This is a genomic window from Bradyrhizobium sp. 25ACV, assembly GCF_054863005.1.
The window spans coordinates 124,799-144,928 of record NZ_JAVAYO010000016.1; the positions used below are offsets into that span (position 1 = coordinate 124,799).

18 protein-coding genes and 1 pseudogene are annotated in these 20,130 nt (G+C 62.6%); 9 read left to right on the forward strand and 10 right to left on the reverse strand.

Annotated elements, in window-relative coordinates:
• Positions 1-16: 16 nt before the first annotated feature.
• Positions 17-1,234 (forward strand): citrate synthase family protein, encoded by a 1,218-nt coding sequence (locus RAD04_RS30520; RefSeq protein ID WP_461626765.1) that lies wholly within the window; start codon positions 17-19, stop codon positions 1,232-1,234.
• A 160-nt stretch (positions 1,235-1,394) separates the two neighbouring features.
• On the opposite strand, the gene RAD04_RS30525 is transcribed toward RAD04_RS30520, so the two are convergent.
• The gene (locus RAD04_RS30525; RefSeq protein ID WP_461626766.1) at positions 1,395-2,054 is read right to left on the reverse strand and encodes a DedA family protein; all 660 of its coding nucleotides are present in this window, start codon (positions 2,052-2,054) and stop codon (positions 1,395-1,397) included.
• A 293-nt stretch (positions 2,055-2,347) separates the two neighbouring features.
• Between RAD04_RS30525 and cobS the strand changes: the two genes are divergently transcribed.
• The 5 genes from cobS to RAD04_RS30550 all read left to right on the forward strand — a co-directional run bounded on the left by cobS (position 2,348) and on the right by RAD04_RS30550 (position 8,671).
• Complete coding sequence (cobS, locus tag RAD04_RS30530) at positions 2,348-3,346, forward strand: cobaltochelatase subunit CobS (protein WP_092261308.1); 999 nt, start codon at positions 2,348-2,350, stop codon at positions 3,344-3,346.
• Between the two features lie 140 nt (positions 3,347-3,486).
• Positions 3,487-5,391: a cobaltochelatase subunit CobT gene (cobT, locus tag RAD04_RS30535; protein WP_461626767.1), complete on the forward strand. Its 1,905-nt coding sequence runs from the start codon at positions 3,487-3,489 to the stop codon at positions 5,389-5,391.
• Complete coding sequence (locus RAD04_RS30540; RefSeq protein ID WP_461626768.1) at positions 5,388-6,470, forward strand: esterase-like activity of phytase family protein; 1,083 nt, start codon at positions 5,388-5,390, stop codon at positions 6,468-6,470. Before cobT ends, RAD04_RS30540 begins: the two co-directional genes overlap by 4 nt.
• Positions 6,471-6,796: 326 nt before the next feature.
• Entirely contained in the window at positions 6,797-7,909 is a 1,113-nt protein-coding gene (locus RAD04_RS30545) for an NADH:flavin oxidoreductase/NADH oxidase (RefSeq protein ID WP_461626769.1), read from the forward strand.
• 354 nt (positions 7,910-8,263) lie between these two features.
• Complete coding sequence (locus tag RAD04_RS30550) at positions 8,264-8,671, forward strand: hypothetical protein (RefSeq protein WP_091959618.1); 408 nt, start codon at positions 8,264-8,266, stop codon at positions 8,669-8,671.
• Between the two features lie 41 nt (positions 8,672-8,712).
• Here the strand turns inward: RAD04_RS30550 and RAD04_RS30555 are convergent, their stop codons facing one another.
• The 3 genes from RAD04_RS30555 to RAD04_RS30565 form a co-directional block, all read right to left on the reverse strand.
• Positions 8,713-8,958: a PilZ domain-containing protein gene (locus RAD04_RS30555; protein WP_461626770.1), complete on the reverse strand. Its 246-nt coding sequence runs from the start codon at positions 8,956-8,958 to the stop codon at positions 8,713-8,715.
• A gap of 349 nt (positions 8,959-9,307) precedes the next feature.
• Positions 9,308-10,621, reverse strand: a complete 1,314-nt coding sequence (locus RAD04_RS30560) for a DUF2235 domain-containing protein (protein WP_461626771.1) — start codon at positions 10,619-10,621, stop codon at positions 9,308-9,310.
• 262 nt (positions 10,622-10,883) lie between these two features.
• Complete coding sequence (locus tag RAD04_RS30565) at positions 10,884-11,087, reverse strand: hypothetical protein (RefSeq protein ID WP_129590898.1); 204 nt, start codon at positions 11,085-11,087, stop codon at positions 10,884-10,886.
• Between the two features lie 20 nt (positions 11,088-11,107).
• Between RAD04_RS30565 and RAD04_RS30570 the strand changes: the two genes are divergently transcribed.
• The 3 genes from RAD04_RS30570 to RAD04_RS30580 all read left to right on the forward strand — a co-directional run bounded on the left by RAD04_RS30570 (position 11,108) and on the right by RAD04_RS30580 (position 12,615).
• Positions 11,108-11,374 (forward strand): hypothetical protein, encoded by a 267-nt coding sequence (locus RAD04_RS30570; RefSeq protein ID WP_461626772.1) that lies wholly within the window; start codon positions 11,108-11,110, stop codon positions 11,372-11,374.
• A 116-nt stretch (positions 11,375-11,490) separates the two neighbouring features.
• The gene (locus RAD04_RS30575) at positions 11,491-11,769 is read left to right on the forward strand and encodes a DUF1488 family protein (protein WP_091959630.1); all 279 of its coding nucleotides are present in this window, start codon (positions 11,491-11,493) and stop codon (positions 11,767-11,769) included.
• A gap of 165 nt (positions 11,770-11,934) precedes the next feature.
• The gene (locus RAD04_RS30580) at positions 11,935-12,615 is read left to right on the forward strand and encodes a hypothetical protein (RefSeq protein ID WP_091959633.1); all 681 of its coding nucleotides are present in this window, start codon (positions 11,935-11,937) and stop codon (positions 12,613-12,615) included.
• A gap of 346 nt (positions 12,616-12,961) precedes the next feature.
• Here RAD04_RS30580 and ftsZ read toward each other — a convergent pair whose 3' ends face one another.
• From ftsZ to rpmB, 6 genes and pseudogenes are all read right to left on the reverse strand, one after another.
• Entirely contained in the window at positions 12,962-14,218 is a 1,257-nt protein-coding gene (gene ftsZ / locus RAD04_RS30585; protein WP_461626773.1) for a cell division protein FtsZ, read from the reverse strand.
• A 146-nt stretch (positions 14,219-14,364) separates the two neighbouring features.
• Positions 14,365-14,877, reverse strand: coding sequence for a hypothetical protein (locus tag RAD04_RS30590; protein ID WP_461626774.1), 513 nt, complete (start codon positions 14,875-14,877; stop codon positions 14,365-14,367).
• A gap of 138 nt (positions 14,878-15,015) precedes the next feature.
• Positions 15,016-15,186 (reverse strand): annotated as a pseudogene (locus RAD04_RS30595) (phospholipase effector Tle1 domain-containing protein); the annotation flags it as partial.
• A 145-nt stretch (positions 15,187-15,331) separates the two neighbouring features.
• Positions 15,332-17,248, reverse strand: a complete 1,917-nt coding sequence (locus tag RAD04_RS30600; protein ID WP_461626775.1) for a UvrD-helicase domain-containing protein — start codon at positions 17,246-17,248, stop codon at positions 15,332-15,334.
• Positions 17,248-19,566: an AAA family ATPase gene (locus tag RAD04_RS30605; RefSeq protein WP_461626776.1), complete on the reverse strand. Its 2,319-nt coding sequence runs from the start codon at positions 19,564-19,566 to the stop codon at positions 17,248-17,250. The genes RAD04_RS30600 and RAD04_RS30605 overlap by 1 nt, the downstream gene beginning before the upstream one ends.
• Before the next feature lie 226 nt (positions 19,567-19,792).
• On the reverse strand, positions 19,793-20,104 hold the full coding sequence (gene rpmB, locus RAD04_RS30610; protein WP_028141842.1) for a 50S ribosomal protein L28: 312 nt from the start codon (positions 20,102-20,104) through the stop codon (positions 19,793-19,795).
• Positions 20,105-20,130: the final 26 nt, after the last annotated feature.

Here is a 20,130-nt window from a genome sequence, read left to right on the forward strand (position 1 = left end):
GATTACATAAATCAATATGAAAAATTCCGAGGGGCTCTACCTCTCCGCCCGGGAAGCCGCCGCCGAGCTCGCGATCTCGCCGGCCACGCTCTACGCCTATGTCAGCCGCGGCCTGATCCGCTCCGAGCCGACGCAGGACTCGCGCAAGAACCGCTACCGTGCCGAAGACGTCCGCGCGCTGAAGGAGCGCCGCGTGCCGTCCCCGGAGCCGCGCGGCCTGCGCAGCTTCGACGCCGACCTGCCGGTCATGGACACGGAGATCTCGACCATCACCGAGGAGGGCGCGATCTATCGCGGCGTTAATTGCGTCGATCTCGCCGAAAACGACACGCTGGAGCACACCGCGACGCTGCTCTGGGACGTCTCCGACGTTGACCCGTTCGCTTCGGACAATCAGCCCGCGCTGTCTGAAGAGATGCGCACGATCGGGCAAGCCGCGCGCCGGGCTGCGCCGATCGACCGCGCCATCGCCGTGCTCGCGCTGGCCGCGAGCGTCGATCCCCGTGCGTTCACCCGCGCGCCCGACGGCCGCGCCATGGTCGGCGGACGAATTGTCCGGCTGCTGGTCGCGACCATGCTCAATGCCGAACCCTCGGCCGAGCCGCTGCATCAGCAGATCGCAGCAGCCTGGGCGGCGGACAACAAGCACGCGCCCGACCTGATCCGCCGCGCCCTCGTTCTGCTCGCCGATCACGAGCTGAACGCCTCGACCTTCACAGCGCGCTGCGCGGCCTCGACCGGCCTCAATCTCTACGATGCCGTCATCGCCGGTCTCGCCTCATTGAAGGGGCCCAAACATGGCGGCGCGAGCGTGCTGGCCTCGCAGCTCGTCAAGACCCTGATCGATCGCGACGTCGCCCCGATGGTGCGCGAGCGCGTCGCGCTCGGCGAACGTTTTGCCGGCTTTGGCCATGGCGTCTACAAGCGCGGCGATCCCCGCGCGCAATCGCTGCTGAACGCGCTCTCCCGCGCCGGCGCGCCGCGAAAGTTCACGCGCGAGGTGCCGGAGCGGATCGCGGAGGCGACCGGCGAATTCGTCAATATCGACTATGCCCTCGCGGTGCTGGTGCACGCGCTGCGCCTGCCCGCCGGCAGCGAGCTCGCTCTGTTCGCCATGGCCCGCAGCGTCGGCTGGATCGCGCACGCCAGCGAGCAGTTGCAGTTCGGGAAGCTGATCAGGCCGCGGGCGCGGTATGTGGGACCTGCGCCGGGGAGAAGGGTGGGGGCTAGTTAGAATATCTCTCCGCTGTCGTCCCTGCGAACGCAGGGACCCATAACCCCAGGGAGCAGTTTGGCGACGACTGTTCGTTCGGTACTCCCGCCGGTCCCAATCGATAGATCACGCGGTATGGGTCCCTGCGTTCGCAGGGACGACACCTGTGGTGTGGTGCGGCCTACGCCCGCGGCTTCGCCTCCGCGACACCGCTGCCGTTCCGCCGCCGGTAGATCCACACGCCAACGCCGCCCACGATCGCCACCCCAACCACCGTCAGCATCCAGATATGCTTGCCGACATGCCCGTGGTGATGCAGCCCGGCATATTCGTGCAGGGCCGATACCGCCAGCACGCCCGGCAGCACATGGGCCGGCGCCCAGACCAGGATCGCCGGGATGTTCACGGCGTAGAATTTTGCCGGCGCCATGCCGAGCGCGCCGGCCGTGACCGGCACGAAGGCGCGGATCGGCGGCACGAAACGGGCGAAGAACACCGCCCAGGTGCCGAAGCGGTGGAAGAAGCTTTCGCTCTCGGCGACCACGCGCGGATAATTGGTCAGCGGCCAGGTGTTGAGGATCTCGCGCTGCTGTCGGTGCCCGATCCAATAGGCCGAGCCGTCACCGAGCACGGCGCCGACCGCCGCCGCGAGCAGCACCCATTGCAGCTTCAGCTCGCCGCCCGGAACCAGGGCGCTCAGCGCCAGGATGATGGTCGAGCCGGGGATCACCGATCCCACCACCGGGACCGCTTCGAGCAAGGCTGCCAGGAACAGGGTCAGATAGGCCAGCCACGGATGGGCCGAGACGAACGAGATGAGGGGATCGAGGAAGGACGTCACGTTGTCTCTTGAGGGGCTGGAGCTCGGAGCTTTGGACCCTACATAAGTAACCGCATACGGCCAAAGTGCCATTCGCACGGAATGGGCGTGACGCGCCCGAATTTGGGCGTGATTCGCAAGGCAGCCCTCCAAAATCTGCGTTCCTTGCCTATCTAAATGAAAAGACAACGGAACTTTGATTGGCGGGCGGGCTTCTGCCGGCCACTTGTCTCTGATAGGTTGAGTTTCAGCACCCAGCCGCAGCCAACGTGCGAATAACCGGTTTCGGGACCGCCCGGGACCTCGGAGGATTGATGACGACCGCCGCTCTGTCCAAAGTTGAGGAAGTTTCCGGTCAGCCCGACATGAAGGTGTCGGTGCGGCAGGTGTTCGGGATCGACAGCGATCTCGAAGTCCCCGCCTATTCCGAAGTCGATCCTCACGTGCCCGAAGTCGATTCCGACTACCGCTTCGACCGCGCCACCACGCTCGCCATTCTCGCCGGCTTCGCCCGCAACCGCCGCGTGATGGTGACCGGCTATCACGGCACCGGCAAATCCACCCATATCGAACAGGTCGCGGCCCGCCTGAACTGGCCCTGCGTCCGCGTCAACCTCGACAGCCACATCAGCCGTATCGACCTCGTCGGCAAGGACTCGATCGTGGTCCGCGACGGCAAGCAGGTCACCGAATTCCGCGACGGCATCCTGCCCTGGGCGCTGCAGAACAACGTCGCGTTGGTGTTCGACGAATACGACGCCGGCCGTCCGGACGTGATGTTCGTGATCCAGCGCGTGCTCGAAGTCTCGGGACGCCTGACGCTGCTCGACCAGAACAAGGTGATCAAGCCGCACCCGGCGTTCCGGCTTTTCGCCACGGCGAATACGGTTGGCCTCGGCGACACCTCGGGCCTCTATCACGGCACCCAGCAGATCAACCAGGGTCAGATGGACCGCTGGTCGATCGTCACCACGCTGAACTATCTCAGCCATGACGAGGAAGTGGAGATCGTGCTGGCCAAGGCCAAGCACTATCGCACGCAGGAAGGCCGCGACATCGTCAACAAGATGGTGCGCCTCGCCGATCTCACCCGCAACGCCTTCGCCAACGGCGACCTGTCGACGGTGATGAGCCCGCGTACGGTGATCACCTGGGCCGAGAACGCCGACATCTTCGGCGATATCGGCTTTGCCTTCCGCGTCACCTTCCTCAACAAATGCGATGAGCTCGAGCGCCCGCTGGTCGCCGAGTTCTACCAGCGTTGCTTCAACGCGGAGCTGCCGGAATCGGCGGTCAACGTGGCACTGTCCTGATCTCTCTCGGTGTGTCGTCCCGGCGAACGCCGGGACCCATACCGCGTGATGTCTCGATTGAAGCGCGCTGATAGTTTCCCTGACTGACTACCGCCGGTGGCTATGGGTCCCGCTTTCGCGGGGACGACGGTGAGATCGAGATGAGCACCACCTTCAACTCCAAATTCCGTAACACCAAGGAAGCGCCGACCGAGCCGTTCAAGCGCTCGGTGGCGTCCTGCCTGAAGGCGATCGCCAAGACGCCGGAGCTCGACGTCTCCTTCGCGGCCGAGCGGCCGGGGCTGGCGCCGGGCAAGGCGCGGCTGCCCGAGCCCGCGCGCAAAATGACCAAGCGTGATGCCGCGATCGTGCGGGGTCATGCCGATTCCATCGCGCTGAAGATCGCCTGTCACGATGCAAAACTGCATCGCAAGCTGATGCCCGGCAATCCGCAGGCGCGCGGCGTGTTCGAGGCGGTGGAGCAGGCGCGGGTGGAGGCGATCGGCGCGCGGCGCATGGCGGGCGTTGCGAAAAACCTCACCGCGATGCTCGACGACCATTTCCATCGCGGCAAGTTCGACGAGATCACCGACCGTGCCGACGCCCCGCTGGCCGACGCGCTGGCGATGCTGGTGCGCGAGCGCCTGACCGGCATGGCGCCGCCGACCGCCGCGAAGAAGATGGTCGATCTCTGGCGTCCCATTCTCGAAGACAAGATCGGCAAGCGGCTCGACCGGCTCGACACCCTGGTCGAGGACCAGACCCGGTTCGGCGACGCCGTGCACGATCTCCTGACCGCGCTCGATATCGGCGACGAGCGCAACGCCGACAGCGAAGACAATGACGAGAACGACGAGAACCAGGACGGCGACAACGACCAGTCCGGCGCCGAGGGCTCGCCCGATTCCGACGCCGCGCAGGAGATGAGCGCCGACCAGGCGCAGGCGTCGAGCGAGGAGATGAGCGAGAGCGCGATGGAAAGCGCGCAGGCCTCGACCTCCGACACCTTCGACGACGGCGAGCTCGGCGATGACGAGACGCCGGGCGAGGCGACGCGTCCGAATTCGCACGGCAAGAACGAGCCGCGCGGGCCGGAATATCATGCCTTCGCGCCGAAATTCGACGAGATCATCGCCGCCGAGGACCTCTGCGACCATGACGAGCTGGAGCGCCTGCGCGCCTATCTCGACAAGCAGCTGGCGCATCTGCAGGGCATCGTCGCCCGCCTCGCCAACCGCCTGCAGCGCCGCCTGATGGCGCAGCAGAACCGCGCCTGGGAGTTCGATCTCGAAGAGGGCATTTTGGACCCCGCGCGCCTGTCGCGCGTCGTCACCGATCCCTATCATCCGCTGTCCTTCATGCACGAGAAGGAGGCGACGTTCCGCGACACCGTGGTGACACTGCTGCTCGACAATTCCGGCTCTATGCGCGGACGCCCGATTACGGTCGCCGCGACCTGTGCCGACATCCTCGCGCGCACGCTGGAGCGTTGCGGCGTCAAGGTCGAGATTTTGGGATTTACCACGCGCGCCTGGAAGGGTGGCCAGTCCCGCGAGGCGTGGCTTGCCGCCGGCAAGCCGGCCAATCCCGGCCGTCTCAACGATCTCCGCCACATCATCTACAAGTCGGCGGATGCCCCGTGGCGGCGTGCGCGAAAGAATCTCGGCCTGATGATGCGCGAGGGGCTGCTGAAGGAGAACATCGACGGCGAGGCGCTCGACTGGGCGCACAAGCGCCTCTTGGGCCGGCCCGAGCAGCGCAAGATCCTGATGATGATCTCGGACGGTGCGCCGGTCGACGATTCCACGCTGTCGGTCAATCCCGGCAATTATCTCGAGCGGCATCTGCGCCACATCATCGAGGAGATCGAGACCCGCTCGCCGGTCGAGCTGATCGCGATCGGCATCGGTCATGACGTGACGCGCTATTACCGCCGCGCGGTGACGATCGTGGATGCCGAAGAGCTCGGCGGCGCCATCACCGAGAAGCTCGCCGAACTCTTCAGCGAGACCAACACCGCACCAACCCAGCCGGCCGGTCGCCCGCGACGCAAATTGCATTCGTGAGCACGCATCGATCCCGCCGCAGCTTACTCGGCTTTGCAGCGGCGGGATTTTCCACTCTCGCAGCCTCCCGCTTCGCGCTGGCGCAAGCCGCGGCCGAGCCGCCGCCGCGCGCGCTTCAGGTCGAGAACGCCGTCGTCGAGCCTGTCAGCGTCGAGGTCAACGCGCGCGCCATTCCCAATTTCGAGCCGCGCGACCGCACGCGCACGCGCTTCGGCTCGCTGGACTATCGCAGCGGCCTGGTGCTGACCTCGCGCTATCGCGGCTTTGGCGGATTGTCCGGCATCCGGCTCGACGCCAAGGGCGAGGGCTTCCTCGCGGTTTCCGACCAGGGCGGCTGGTTCACTGGTCGGATCCGCTACGCCAATGGCAAGATGACCGGCCTCGACGACGTCGAGGCCGCGCCGCTGCTCGGCGCCGAGGGGCGGCCGATCACGGAAAAACGACTGTGGTGGGATTCGGAATCGATCGCGCGCGACGGCAATGTCGTCTATGTCGGGCTCGAGCGCGTCAACCAGATCCTGCGCTACGATTTCTCCAAAGGCGGCACGCGCGCGCGCGGCGAGGTGATGCCGGTGCCGGCGGGGATCCGCAAGCTGCCCTCCAACAAGGGGCTGGAGGCGCTGGTCGTCGTGCCCAAAGGCAAAGACCAGACCATGCCGCTGGCGGGCACGCTGATCGCCTTCTCCGAGCGCGGGCTGGACCATGACGGCAACCTCGTCGCCTTCCTGATCGGTGGTCCCACGCCCGGCCAGTTCAGCGTGCGCCGCACCGAGAAATACGACATCAGCGATGCCGTGCTGCTGGCTAGCGGCGAGCTTCTGATCCTCGAACGCAAATTCTCCTGGTTCACCGGCGTCAACATCCGCATCCGCTCGATCCCGCTGAAGTCGATCGCCCCGGGCGTGCTGGTCGACGGCCCCGCGCTGTTCGCCGCCGATCTCGGCCATGAGATCGACAACATGGAAGGCATCGACGCCCACGTCACGGCTGACGGCGAGACCGTGCTGACGCTGATCTCCGACGACAATTTCTCGATGCTGCAGCGGACCCTGCTGCTGCAATTCACGCTGGCGGAGTAGGTGGCGCCGTCGTCCCGGGGCGCGCCCCAATCTCCACTGTCGTCCCGGACAAGCGCGCCTCAAGCGCGTGCAGATCCGGGACCCATCACCCCAGGGAGTAGTTGTGGTGCGAGCTCCCACTCCGAATCTTCGCCAAACATCTCCCTGGGGTTATGGGTCCCTGCTTTCGCAGGGACGACGGCGGAATGTGTGGCGTCTTCCGCTGGATCATTGCTGAAATGCACGCGGAGGCCAGCCGCCATTCCCCCCGCGCGCCTAGCAATCCGCGCCTGCCTCACTACACTCTTATCACATTGCCCCCTCTCATCCCCCCGGAACTCCCCCGCATGAGCGTCCTGTTTTCCCCGATCAAGCTGCGCGGCCTGACATTGAAGAACCGCATCGTGGTGTCGCCGATGTGCCAATATTCGGCCGAGGACGGCGTCGCGACCGACTGGCACTTCACCCACATCAACAATCTCAGCCTGTCGGGCGCGGCGATGTTCTGCATCGAGGCGACCCATGTCGAGGCGATCGGCCGCATCACGCCGGGCTGCCTCGGGCTCTACAGCGACGCCGCCGAAGCCGCGCTGAAGCAGGTGCTCACCTCGGTGCGCAAGCATTCCTCCACCGCAATCGCGATGCAGCTCGCCCATGCCGGCCGCAAGGCCTCCAGCGCGCGGCCATGGGACGGCGGCCAGCTGATCCCGGTGGAGCAGGGCGGCTGGCAGACGGTGGCCCCATCAGCGCTGCCGCACAAGGAGGGCGAGGCGGCGCCCCTGGCGCTCGACGCAGCGGGCCTCAAGCGCATCCGCGAGGCCTTCGTCGACAGCGCCAAGCGCGCGGAGCGCATCGGCATCGACGCCATCGAGCTGCACGGCGCGCACGGCTATCTCCTGCATCAGTTCCTGTCGCCGATCTCCAACAAGCGCACCGACGAATATGGCGGGTTTTTGCAGAACCGCATGCGCTTTCCGCTCGAGATCTTTGATGCGGTGCGCGCGGCCTTCCCGCACGACAAGCCCGTGGGCATGCGGGTGTCGTCGACCGACTGGGTCGAGGGCGGCTGGGATCTGGCGCAGACGATCGAGTTTGCCAACGCGCTGAAGGCGCGCGGCGTCGACTGGATCGATGCCTCCTCCGGCGGCGTCTCGCCGCTGCAGAAGATCCCGCTCGGCCCCGGCTACCAGGTGCAGTTCGCGGAGGCGATCAAGCGCGAGACCGGATTGCCGACGATCGCCGTCGGCCTGATCACCGACGGCAAGCAGGCCGAGGAGATCGTCGCATCCGGCAAGGCCGACATGATCGCGCTCGCCCGCGGCATGCTCTACGACCCGCGCTGGGCCTGGCACGCCGCCGCCGATGTCGGCGGCGAGGTCGAAGCCCCGCCGCAATACTGGCGCTCGCAGCCCTCGACACAGAAGGCGCTGTTCGGCAGGACCACGTTCGGGGCGCGGTAGGTGTGTGTGGTTGAGGCGCGATAGCCGCGCCCCATCCTCCACCATCGTCCCTGCCTAGTGCGCAATTGCGCACGGGGAGCAGGGACCCATACCGCGTGATCTCGCGATGATCCGCGCTGCGCGTTGACAACTTTAACGAAGAGTCTTCGCCACACCACTCCCTGTGGTTATGGGTCCCGGATCTGCGCTTCGCTTGTCCGGGACGACGGCGGAATTTGTGGGACGCGCCTTCGCCCCTCACGCCCCTCACGCCCCTCACGCAACTCACCCCCCGCATCCGTAAATCGCCCCAGCTTCCACCCCCCGCAAAACTGGCCTAACCTTGCGCGACCCAACTCCTCGCGGAGGCCTGCCATGCGGTTTCGTGTTCGCAAAACGGCTCATGTGTTCGAGCGTGTCGGGCTTGCGATGGCCGGCGCGGCGTGCGGGCTGTTCGTCGGCGCCTATGTGGGATCGGCGATATCGGCGCTCACCACGCAGGGCTTTCTGATGGTGATGATGGTGCTGGGCTTCGTCGGCTTCTATCTCGGCATCGACACGCCGCAATTGCCGTTCGACGAGGCGCATAGCGCGATCGACGCCGCCGAATTCCTCAGCGCCGCCGGCACGCTCTGCGCCACGCTCACCGCGCTCGCCTCCGTCGCCGTCATCGTGCTCCGCCTCGATCCGCACCTGGCCTGGACCTGGCTCGCTCTGCTCGGCTGGATCGCCGGCGTCGCCATGCAGATCGTCGGCGGCGCCAAAGCGAGGATGCGGAAGTAGCTTTCTCTTACCCTCCCCCTCCAGGGGAGGGTAAGAAAGACTTAAAACACCACGCCCACGCGCGTGCCGCGCTTCCAGGCGATGCGGCAGCGCTTCTTGGTGTTGACGTGCAGCAGCTCGAATCTGTCGGGGATGTTCACCTGGCCGCCGAGATCGACGCAGGCGCCGCCGGGCGAATAGTCGATCAGCGTGCAGTTGATCACAGGCATGCGCGGGTCGGTGATGATCTTGGCCTGGCGCGACACCAGCCCTGCAGGCTTCACGCGGGCATATTTGCGCGGATACATTGGCACTCTCCTCCAATTCCGCAGGGTCTAGCAGCGGATACTATGCAGGATGATGCGGATGAGTTGATGCGATCCGGCTAAGGCTGGCGGGAGAATTTTAATGAAAAGTAGCGGCGAAGGAAGAAAGCAGCGGTAGCAGGGTGGGGTGTCACCTCAAACTCCGCCGTCGTCCCTGCGAAAGCAGGGACCCATACCGCGTGATGTCTCGGTTGCGCGCGGTAACAGTCCCGAGCAACGAGTCTTCGCCAAACCCCTCCCTGTGGTTATGGGTCCCTGCTTTCGCAGGGACGACGGCTGAGCGTGATGCGCGCACCTGCCTCCACACCCGTCAATGAGAGCGCGCCGCTCCTTACACGCCCGCCGTCTCCACCTCCGCGTGCTGCGGCCCCACCGGCATCGGCACCGTCAAATAGTCCTTCGGCAAATTCACCGGGCGATAATCCGGCTCCACCGCCATCCGCTTCAACACGCTCTCATGCACATGCGCGCCTTCGGGGATGGGGCGCGGCTCGCAATCGGGGATGTAGAAGCCGAGAAAGACCTTCCGCTCCGGCCACTCCTTGTACTTTGCGCTCTTCGGCAGATATTCCAGAACCCGCCAGCCCGCCGTCATCGAATCGTGCAGCACGCCCGTCTTCCCGGTGTAGGCCGGCTCGACATATTGGAACGGTGAGTTCTTGCGCTGGATGCCCCAGGCGAGCTGCTTGATGGTCGCCGGGTTGAAATTCAGCCCCGCCTTCTCCGCCTCCGCGATCATCCAGATCAGCGGATATTTGGAGTCCCCGCTCTCCGCCTCCGGATAGCCGCCGCCGACGTCGCTGTGCACGCCGGCGAACCACACCTGCAAGATATCCTGCGGCACCTTCCTCTCGTCGGGCACATAGCGGTTGCTCCAGAACTCCTGCGGCTCTTCGTATTTTTTCAGGCGGAACATGCAGCGCCGCTCGTCGATCGCGATCGCCTGCCGGAAAATCTTGACGCTGGGGTTGCGCAGCGTGAAGGCGAGCTCCTCCAGGCTCGGCCAGAACAGCCGGTCCGCGCGCGGCACGATCACGCTTGCCACGGTGTCCCACACGCCGATGAAATGGATGGTCGGCCAGCGCGTCGAGGTGATGCGCGCGAACTGGGCGGCGAGGTCGAATTGGTCCTTCGGCAGCGGCCCCTGGTCGTCGAAGGCGACGTCGCTGAGATCCTCGACGTCGTTGCCGCGCCCGGTGCCGGAATATTGCTTGTAGGCGACGAGGCCCGAGCCAGCGAGGTTCGCCTGCTCCGGCCTGATCAGCCCGACCTTGTGGATCAGCCCCGCCAGCACGCGAACCGTGTAGGCACCGCGCGAAAAGCCGAACAGATAGATCTTGTCGCCCGGCGCGTAATGCTCGACCAGGAAGCAATAGGCCGACAGCACGTTGTCGTCGAGCCCGTAGCCGGTGGCGAGCCCCAGCACCAGATTGATATTGGCCTTGAGCCGGTGCCAGGTCGTCGGCTCCGTCACCGTGCCGACGCCGGGATCGTAAAACACCATCTGCCGCGGCTGTGTCCTGTCCGTCTTGCGCAGGCAGCGATAGAGCTTCAGGACGTTGGAGATGTTCTCCGAAATCTCGTTGCCGGTGCCGTCACAGCAGATGACGAGGTTTTTGGGCTCGGGTTTGTGGGCCTGCTCCACGGGATGCGCCTCCGGGTGATGCTACCGGGGCGAGTATAGCGGAAAAGCGCGACGGAGAAGAGACGATGGCGGTTCTTACCCTCCCCTGGAGGGGGAGGGTCGATCGCGCGAAGCGCGAGCGGGGTGGGGTGATCTCTCCACGCGGACACTGTTGGGTGAGGAGAGTCCGTCACCCCACCCCGTCTCACATCTCGCTACGCTCCACGTGAGCTTACCCTCCCCCTCCAGGGGAGGGTAAGCGCGCGCTCTGCTTGCCTGCGCCCTACTTCTTCTTCCCCTGGCCACCGATCTCCGGCTGCCACGCCGCGTCCTTGCGGCTCGGTGCCGCGGCGATGGCCTTGGCTTTGTCCTTCTTCGGCTTCTTGATTTCGCGATTGCTGCGTTGCTGTCCCTTGGCCATGATTTCCGTCTCCTGTGATGGGTTGACTTCATCCGGTTCGGCCGAGCCGCGCAACGTCACCGTCAATCATCGGTCGATGCGCGATCATGCAGCAACCCTACGCCTGCGGCAGGGCGATTGCGAGGACTAACGCACCGGCGCCGGCCTGCGGCGTTGGCGCCGGCGGCGTGGCGACGAACGTGCTGGCTATCGTCCTGCAACCGGCGCATGCTTCGCACTGCGGTGAGGCTGCGGTGAAGGCGCGCCATCTGCTCAACCTCTATGCCGCGAGTCTGCCCGTGGAGGACACCCGCCACCGCGCGCTGGTGGCCGCGCTGTTCGACGATTTTGTCCGGCTCAGCGGAGAGGGCTGAGGCCGGCCGCTACACAAATGTCGTCCCGGACAAGCGAAGCGCGGATCCGGGATCCAATAGCGACGGAATTGAGTTGTTGCAGATGCTCGTGACGCGCGCAGTACAGGAGTAACCCCATGACGCTCACCAGCGGCCGCTTCATCGGCCACGAACAGGACCGTGGCATCGTCCAGTTCTCGATGCAGGACGGCGCCACCGAGATCGCCTGCGCGATCTCGACCTCCGCGATGGATGACCTCGAGCGCGGCCCGCGCGCCCGGCCCGCCGAGCGCGAAGCCCAGTTCATGCGCCTGCGCGAGCGCATCGAGGCCTGCGTCGGACGGAAGTATCAGGCAACCGAGTTCGAGGGGACACCGCCGGGGATCGTGCTGCGGAGCATTGATTTTCGGGGGTAGGGAGGGCGAACGGCGCGGCCGCGTCTTCGGTCTTGCGCAGGCGGCGATAGAGCTTCAGGACGTTGGAGATGTTCTCCGGCACCGAGCCCCCATTGCCCGATCATCTGTTGATATTAACCACTTGTTAACCATGCGGTTGCCTAATGTTGACATGGGGGGATCACCATGTCGGCCCATGTGACGCGACCGAAGTTGATGCCTGTTTCGGCCGATCCGGCCATCCGGTCGGTGGCCAGGCTGGCGGTTCGCGCCAAGGCCGTCCTACAGGGCAAAGCGCCTGTCCTACGGAGCAAAGCCATGTTCGGAAAGGACGACTTAGTGGACAATCTCAGCCGCGATCTCGATCGCGCGCGCGGACGACGCGATGCGCTCGCATCCGAAGCCACGACCCTGACGGCGCAGATCGCCGAAATCGAAGCCCGCCTTTCGGAAGAGAAGAAAAGGCGGGAGCGTGAGCGCGTCCTGAGCGAGATCGAAATGATCAAGACGCGAGTCAAGCAAGCCGCCGGTGCGTTTGCGCCCGTCGTCGACGGTCTCTCCAGCGCGATCGAATCGGCTGCGGCCGTCGTGCCCGAGGCGCGCGAACTCAATAGTTTCCTCGTGTCGGTGGCGACCGAGATCGACAGCGTGCTCGATCCGCTCCTGCGCGAACTGGATCAGCGTGCGGATGCGGTGCGATCCGGACAGGCAGCGCTGGACTTGCCGAGTTCGGCCGTTGAAGCGCCGCCCGTCGAGCTGCCGAAAGATACCAACGAACGCCTGCTTCGCTTTCCGGCCTGGCTGTCGCGCGACAAGGAACCGGACAAGAAGGAAACCGCGGAGAGCCCGCGCAGCACGGCAGCTTGAAGCATCGGCGGCTGGCCGCTTTCCCTTCTCCCCTTGTGGGAGAAGGTGGCGCGAAGCGCCGGATGAGGGGTATCTCTCCACGAACTCACTGCAATAGCTTCGCGCGCGGAGAGAACCCCTCACCCGGCTTCGCTATCGCGAAGCCACCCTCTCCCACAAGGGGAGAGGGTGGAAAGTTGCTGTTTTACTCCGTCATTCCGGGGCGCGCCTCTTGGCGCGAGCCCGGCATCCATACTCACGATGGTGGTTATGGATCCCGGGCTCGCGACTTCGTCGCGCCCCGGGATGACGACCTGTTGTTGGGCTCGCTAGTCGCCATGCAAGCAACCGCGGCTCTCGCCACCCCTCAGTTGGCGGCGCGGCGCAGGAAGGCCGGGATATCGAGAACGGCCTCGTCGGGCGCATTGCGCGCGGCGGCGCGGCCGTAAGGATCGAGCGGCCGGTCGGCCGCCTGGCGCGCATGGTCCAGACCCGGCCGTGCCGGTGGCCCCACGGGGTGGTGCGGCTGCGGGCGGAGCGGCGGGCTGCCCGCTTGCGGAATGGGTGCGCTGCGCTCGATGCGATCGGCGATGCGGCGGCTGTCGTTGCGCAGCCTGCCGGCGAGCTGCGTGAGGGCGGTTTCGACCGGCAGCGCCTGCGCCGGGTCGAGATTGTCGATACCGGTCGCCACCACCGAGACGCGGACGATGCCCTCTAAGCTTTCGTCAAAGGAGGCGCCGACGATGATGTTGGCGTCCGGGTCGGCCTCGTCGCGAATGCGGCTGGCCGCTTCGTCGACCTCGTACAGCATGAGATCCTTGCCGCCGGTGATGGAGATGATGAGGCCGCTGGCGCGCTTGATCGAGGGGTTCTCGATCAACGGATTGGAGATCGCGGCGACGGCGGCGGCGAGCACGCGCTTCTCGCCGGAGGCCTCGCCCCGTCCCATCATGGCCTTGCCCTTCTCCTTCATGACGGAGAGGACGTCGGCAAAATCGAGATTGATCAGGCCTTCCTTGACGATGAGGTCGCTGATGCAGGCCACGCCCGAATAAAGCACCTGGTCGGCAAGGGCGAAGGCATCGGCGAACGTGGTCTTCTCGCTGGCCACCCGGAACAGGTTCTGGTTCGGGATGATCAAGAGGGTGTCGACCGTCTTCAGCAGCTCCTCGATGCCGGCCTCGGCAAAGCGCATGCGGCGCTGGCCCTCGAAGTAGAACGGCTTGGTGACCACGCCGATCGTGAGAATGCCGAGCTCGCGCGCGGTCCTGGCGACGACGGGTGCAGCCCCGGTGCCGGTGCCGCCGCCCATGCCGGCGGTTACGAACACCATGTGCGCGCCGGTCAACTGATTGCGGATCGCATCGATGGCCTCCTCGGCTGCGGCGCGGCCCAGTTCCGGCTGCGAGCCGGCGCCGAGGCCTGCGGTGACATGTGTGCCGAGCTGGATGAGGTGCTTCGCCTTCGACATGGCCAGCGCCTGCGCGTCGGTGTTGGCGACCACGAACTCGACCCCTTGCAGCCCGGCCGTGATCATGTTGTTGACGGCATTGCCGCCTGCGCCGCCGACACCGAACACGACGATGCGGGCCTTCATTTCATGAATATCGATATTGCCAGCCATTTTTCCCTCGCGATTGGTCCGGCAAGCCGGGGATGGAGAAGTCTTCGAGTGCTACCTGCAAGCATGATCCGGAAAAGTGCGAAGCGGTTTTCCGAAAAGATCATGCTCGAACAAAAACTAGAGCGCGATGACGATTCATCCCAATCTCATCGCGCTCTAGCCGCGCGGTCTGCCTTGACGATGGCAGCGGCCAGATGTCCCAATCGACGCGCGGCGTGTCCCGCGATCGAGCCGTCCCGGCGATCGCTCCGCAGCGCCGTCACTTCGTCTTCCAGTCGTGTCGCCCACGCATTGGCTGCCATGGTCTCGGCCGTCGCCTGCTGCAGCTCGACGGCGAGGCGATCGGCGCGATCCCGCTCGCGCTCGAACACGGCCCTGTAGGCGGTTGCGACGTCTTCGAGCCGCGCGATCTCCGCCTTGAAGGCCTCGGTCTTGACCGCCTCGATTCTTGCCATGGAGGCGGCGATGGGGTCTGCCCGGCGGGCACGTCGCGGGCGGGGCGTGTACCGGAGCTCGTCGAGATCAACGCTCACCAGGGCCTTGCCGTCATCCGAACGCGAGCGCGGCAGCCGGCGTCGTCGCGCCAGCGATCGCGCGGCCTCGCGCGAGATATTGAGGCGGGCACTGAGATCGGCATACGTCAACAACGCAACGCACATCGGCGCTTCTCCTGGAGCGAACCGGGAAGGCATTTCGAGCTAATGATGGCTGGACGATTACAGCAGGCTAGGGTGCGTTGGTTAATGAACGGTTAACGCGCGCGGGGGGTGTTTACGGGTGCGGTCACCGGGCTGACCCCCGGGATCGCAGAGCACCATCTGCCGCGGCTGCGTGCTGTCCGTCTTGCGCAGGCAGCGATAGAGCTTCGGGACGGTGGAGATGTTCTGCGAAATCTCGTTGCCGGTGCCGTCACAGCGGACGACGAGGTTTTTCGGGGAGGGGGTGGGACGGGGGGCTGCGTGGGCCACGGGGTGCGCGCCTCCGGGTGATGCTACCGGGGTGAGTATGGCGGGAAATGGAGTAGATGGCACAACTCAAGCACAGACTTGAACTTTCGCGGAGCAGTCGAGTCGGGCGACTATCTGCCGCAACAGGGCTCAACGTCTGGGCCGGTTACGCCGGATCACGATGACTGGGCACCGTCAATAAAATTTCGTGCTCGTCGAACCATTCGTTCTTGAGCATTTGCATTTTCACCGTCTCGGGAGCAGACGTGTAGAGCACCAATGCAAGGCTCTTCTTGGCCCTGCTGCAGGTGACATAAAATAGGCGACGCGTCCTGCTAACCGAGTTGTCGCGGCCCTCAGATTCATTCGACAAATCGCTCGTTGAAAGTTCCTTGGCGCCAAAAAACTTTTCATATCCGAACATGAAGCCGCGGGCCTCAGTATCGTCCATCAACACCATAACGCGATCGAACTCTAGACCCTTAACCCCCTGGTGTGTGCCGAACTCGGCCGCATTCGAGATATATTGAGCATATGGCGCGACTTCCGAAAATGAAGCGAGCAGAAACTTCTCTATCGCTGCGTCTTCCTCATCTAGAGGATCACGAGACTCGTCCTCAAGGCTAGATTGAGCTCCATCAGTCAATCGGGGACTGGAGAATGGCTTCAAGATGTCTGGAAGATCAAAAAGATGCTGTTCGGCGACATAACTCAGAACTGCACCGCAGGTGGGCACTCCTTGCTGCCAAAGCTTCAACAACCCCTCAGCTGCATTCTTGGCATTACGCAGCTGATCGCGCTGGTCGCTCGCATTCTTGAGTAGTTCAGCGCTCAGTAGAGGGGAGAACTCGCGCATTATTTTTGCTGTAGCAAATTTGTCCCCGCTCTGAAGAGCAGAGATGAGAGGCAAGACGTTGGCCGTAAACAATCGTGTGATCGACAATGAACCGTCAAGAAATCCAGTTCTGAAGGCGTCCACGCTAGCAAGTGCCTCGAAAATCGTCTCGAAGCCCATGCGCCTAGCGGCCATATGATGCTCGAGCGTCAATATCTTACACTTTCGGCGATCTTTCCAATCCGCGTCACGAGTGATCTCAGCCATATAAGCCCGGACGGAGTCTTCCGTTGAGGACTTATTCTCCTCGCTCGCTCTCAAAACAAACAATCGAACGATTCCGTCGATGCTGTCGGACCTAGCCTCTTGAGCGTGATTGTCGACTTGGCTGCGAATCTGATTGATGAGCCGAACGATTCGTCTTGGGCATCGATGATTGAGGCGCTTTACAGGCTTGACCCAGTCAGATGGCAGCTCCTCCTCTATTCGCTCTTTCCCGTCGTTATAGATTCTCTGCATCGTGTCGCCGATGAAGCCGAGGCTGAACTTTCCGGTGTGAGCGGCTTGTACGGTTAGAAGAGCATCAACGATCCGCATATTCGTGTCCTGGCTCTCATCCACCAGAAGAAAAGGAAATTGGTTCACTAAGATGCTCTGCATCATTTTCTTCTCGGTAAGAAAATTTGCAAAGAGTTCAATCACCTCCGCATGATTTAGTGAGTCTCGCTCTTTGTTGTCTCCGGTCGGACTGTAAGAGAATTTCTTTATTCCACCCAGGCCGTTAAGTCGGCGGGATTTCGATTCGATCTGTGCCTGACGGGCCACGGAGGCTTTCGTGCCGGGGCGCCCCTTCGCCTCCTGTTCCTTAAGTTCGTGAATTTCGCTCTCTAGTCTTCTGTGAAGCCAGTCGCGAATGTCTTTATTGAATCCAGAAATTAGCTTCCAGGCGAAGCTATGGATCGTTGAGACGTGAAAGGTCGGATCGAATTTCAATCGCCGAAGGATCTCGTCGCAGGCTGCGTTAGTGTATGTGACCACTGCAACTTGTTGTCCCCTGAGGCGGAGCCTCGGAAGATTTTTCTGTTTGATGAATTCGAGGGCTCGGATAAGAGAGCTCGTTTTGCCGGAGCCCGCGCCTGCGTATAGAAAGAAACTCTTTGGATACTCTAAGTCTAAACAGGCTGAGATTTCCTCATCGATATGTTGATCGAGGGCGACGTTAGAGTTGGTGGCTGTTGCTTCGGACATCAAGCGGCCATCGTCGGGGTTGCAGTATATAGCGATACCGCGAGACCCAATTCTTTCTGTCGCTCGCGCACCTGATCGGAAAGCCAGAGTAGGCCCTCAAGCATATAGGTTGGGGGCTTAAGTTTGCTAGCGTCCTTGAACTCAAGCAGATCAAGAGCAAGTTCAGCTTTGCTGCCGGTTTTCAGGCTTTCGGCGAGCTTTCCACTCAGTTCTTCCACTGTAGCGCTGGCTTCTATTGCTGACTTGAACTTTGCAACAAGACCCGTCCCTTCTTGTTCAAGGAAGAGGCTGATATTCTCAAACAATATAGCGTCTTCGAAGGTGTTGGCGAGCGCTTCGATGGTGCTGCCACGGAAGTCAATCTTGACTGGCGATTGATATGCTACGCGAATGGAGAATCGCTGTGCTTCATATTTGAGAGCCTTGTCTTGCTCCGGCACGTCAAGGAGCTCGTCCAAGGAGGTTCGTTTTGGGCACCATGTGCTCAGCGTTTGGTTGCGCGACGTCTGGCTGGCGCCTCTCTTCGGGGGCGCGGATTTGTTAGCCTCGCCTACCGCGTCGAGATCGGTAATGATCAAGGTGGGCAGTGCGAGGCATTCAATGAGGCCGCGCAATCGATGCGCGTGACTGCCGCCAATCTCGAGCCACGTAACGTAGCATTCCCGCAAATCTTTGAATTGAGCGTGCTCTCTCACAAAATGAGGAGTGAGAATTCGTTCAGCTGGGCCTTCGATCAATACAGCCGCATCCGCAAAGAACAAATCGCAGTGTGTCACCTTGAGGTAGCGAGTGACGAATCGACGAGTTTCTTCGTTCGATCCAAACGCGGTAGAGACATCAACAACGCAGGAGCTCGGAATTTCCATCTTCGCGCCGGCAAGTCGTCTGAAGTACCGCAATGAAGCGAAGTCGCACTCATGCGCAATATGACTTGAGTGTGTGCTGACGACTAGTTGCGTGGTAAAGGTCTTGCTGTCCCCCAAATCGCGGTGCTTGCGCAGGATGTTGTATGCCTGCCTGATGAAGACTTGCTGAACCTGGGTGTGGAGATGGGCTTCTGGTTCCTCTACGAGCACAAGATGCAGGGGTGGCCTGAATGCCTTACTTCCGACGGCTCTTGTTTCAGCTTTGCCAACTAGCATCCATGCATCGCGATAACTCATAAGCCGGAATACCATCGAAATTAGATTCTGGTATCCAAGGCCGTTCGAGTCTTCCGGCAGATGCAACCGAGTGTTCTCGGTGCCGTCGGTCATTTGGATAACGTAACGTACAGCAGCTTCGTGGTTGAGTCCTTCAACAGGACGCAGCCTTGTTGAAATTTCGAGCTTGGGATCTCTGACGCCTGGATATCCAAGCTCCTCCAATTCCTTTAGCGCCGCTTCAAAGCCCTCGTTGAGCCGAATATCGAAGGCTTTTTGCGCTTGTTCAATCGCTTGCAGCGCTTTTATATCTTTTGCGTCCGGATTGTCGTACGGGTCCAAGTGACGGCTGTAGTACCCCCGGAGTTGCTCGGAGAGTTTCCGTGCATTGGCGGTGCTGGTAACAGCGTTGGTGCCGTCTTCCTCAAATACGACTTCAGCTTCTTGTCCGAAGCCGCGTTGCGCGCTGATCTCGCTAATTCTGATTAGGCCCCTAAAAGGGTCTTCCTCTAGCGCAATGGCGTCGGCTGGCAGAACTTGTGGTTTCGCCGTACCATGTTCCGGCTCCTGCCGTTTCGTGGGATCGAGAACGTATGCTCTGATGACGAATAGTCGCCCAACGCGGCGACGGACAAAATCAACAAGGTCATCCGGCCAAAGTGATACGACAATGTTCTCGCTCGCCTTACCCGAGTCGCTGATTGCTTCACCCCTCTTGGCTTTCTCCGCGTCTGCACGAGCGGAAAGATACTCGCGCTGCAGTTCTATCGTATCCTTAGGTTCAAAACGAAGCCGCACGCCGAGTTGACCGCCCTCCCAGTCCAATGTGGGCAAGATCTTTTGGACATAGTGGACTTCGTCCCCCTCAACGTGGAGCCAAACGTCGAGTGTTGGAAGAAAATCCTTCCAGTTGGGTTCAGGGAGTATCTCGTCGGCTGCGGCGGCTTTCTCCCAACTCGTGCCCATTGTCACAATGGACGGCCAGTGGGAGACGGTGAAGTCGTTTAGGGTGAAGCTAGTTCGTTCGTGAGCTACTAGGAAATATCGTAGCGCGACCATGGCGGAAGTTTTGCCGCTATTGTTCGCGCCTACGAAAACTGTCTTGTCTCGCGAAAAGCTAACCCGGGTCGAACGAAGCTTCCGAAAATTGGCGATTTCAACTGAATCAATATGCATCGGTTATCCCTCTAACCGACCCAAACAGATTCATTGTTGACCTGCAACTATGAGCTGCACTGTCTCGTATACTCCCTTGTGCTAAGGGTGCTCAAGGTTCGCTACCAATCTACCGACGCAAAAACAAAAACGGCCGGATCTTTCGATCCGGCCGCAAACGCAGAACGCTACTGGCTAAGCCTACGCCACGCGACGCAACTTAGCCCCCGCCCAATTTCCGAAAAACTTAGCTGGCCTTCTTGGCCGGTGCGGCCGTCGGGCCGACCTTCTTCTGGATGGCGCGCTTCAGCTCGAGGGCGCGCGGCGACAGCAGGTCGGCCTTGGCCTTGAGCAGGAAGGCATCTAAGCCGCCATTGTGGTCGACGCTCTTGACCGCGTTGGTCGAGACGCGCAGGCGCACGTTGCGCTCCAGGGCTTCGCTGATGAAGGTCACGTTGACCAGGTTCGGCAGGAAGCGGCGCTTGGTCTTGATGTTGGAGTGGCTGACCTTGTGGCCGACGAGGGGGCCTTTGGCCGTCAGTTCGCAGCGGCGAGACATGGCATAAATCCTTGAGTTCGATCCCC

What these genes read in the sequence shown, in the direction of transcription:
- RAD04_RS30605 (WP_461626776.1), bottom strand. Translation starts at nt 19,566, where the DNA reads ATGCATATTGATTCAGTTGAAATCGCCAATTTTCGGAAGCTTCGTTCG.
- RAD04_RS30520 (WP_461626765.1), top strand. Translation starts at nt 17, where the DNA reads ATGAAAAATTCCGAGGGGCTCTACCTCTCCGCCCGGGAAGCCGCCGCC.
- ftsZ (WP_461626773.1), bottom strand. Translation starts at nt 14,218, where the DNA reads ATGGCTGGCAATATCGATATTCATGAAATGAAGGCCCGCATCGTCGTG.
- RAD04_RS30545 (WP_461626769.1), top strand. Translation starts at nt 6,797, where the DNA reads ATGAGCGTCCTGTTTTCCCCGATCAAGCTGCGCGGCCTGACATTGAAG.
- cobT (WP_461626767.1), top strand. Translation starts at nt 3,487, where the DNA reads ATGAGCACCACCTTCAACTCCAAATTCCGTAACACCAAGGAAGCGCCG.
- RAD04_RS30600 (WP_461626775.1), bottom strand. Translation starts at nt 17,248, where the DNA reads ATGTCCGAAGCAACAGCCACCAACTCTAACGTCGCCCTCGATCAACAT.
- RAD04_RS30550 (WP_091959618.1), top strand. Translation starts at nt 8,264, where the DNA reads ATGCGGTTTCGTGTTCGCAAAACGGCTCATGTGTTCGAGCGTGTCGGG.
- RAD04_RS30555 (WP_461626770.1), bottom strand. Translation starts at nt 8,958, where the DNA reads ATGTATCCGCGCAAATATGCCCGCGTGAAGCCTGCAGGGCTGGTGTCG.
- RAD04_RS30580 (WP_091959633.1), top strand. Translation starts at nt 11,935, where the DNA reads ATGTCGGCCCATGTGACGCGACCGAAGTTGATGCCTGTTTCGGCCGAT.
- RAD04_RS30570 (WP_461626772.1), top strand. Translation starts at nt 11,108, where the DNA reads ATGCAGCAACCCTACGCCTGCGGCAGGGCGATTGCGAGGACTAACGCA.
- rpmB (WP_028141842.1), bottom strand. Translation starts at nt 20,104, where the DNA reads ATGTCTCGCCGCTGCGAACTGACGGCCAAAGGCCCCCTCGTCGGCCAC.
- RAD04_RS30575 (WP_091959630.1), top strand. Translation starts at nt 11,491, where the DNA reads ATGACGCTCACCAGCGGCCGCTTCATCGGCCACGAACAGGACCGTGGC.
- cobS (WP_092261308.1), top strand. Translation starts at nt 2,348, where the DNA reads ATGACGACCGCCGCTCTGTCCAAAGTTGAGGAAGTTTCCGGTCAGCCC.
- RAD04_RS30590 (WP_461626774.1), bottom strand. Translation starts at nt 14,877, where the DNA reads ATGTGCGTTGCGTTGTTGACGTATGCCGATCTCAGTGCCCGCCTCAAT.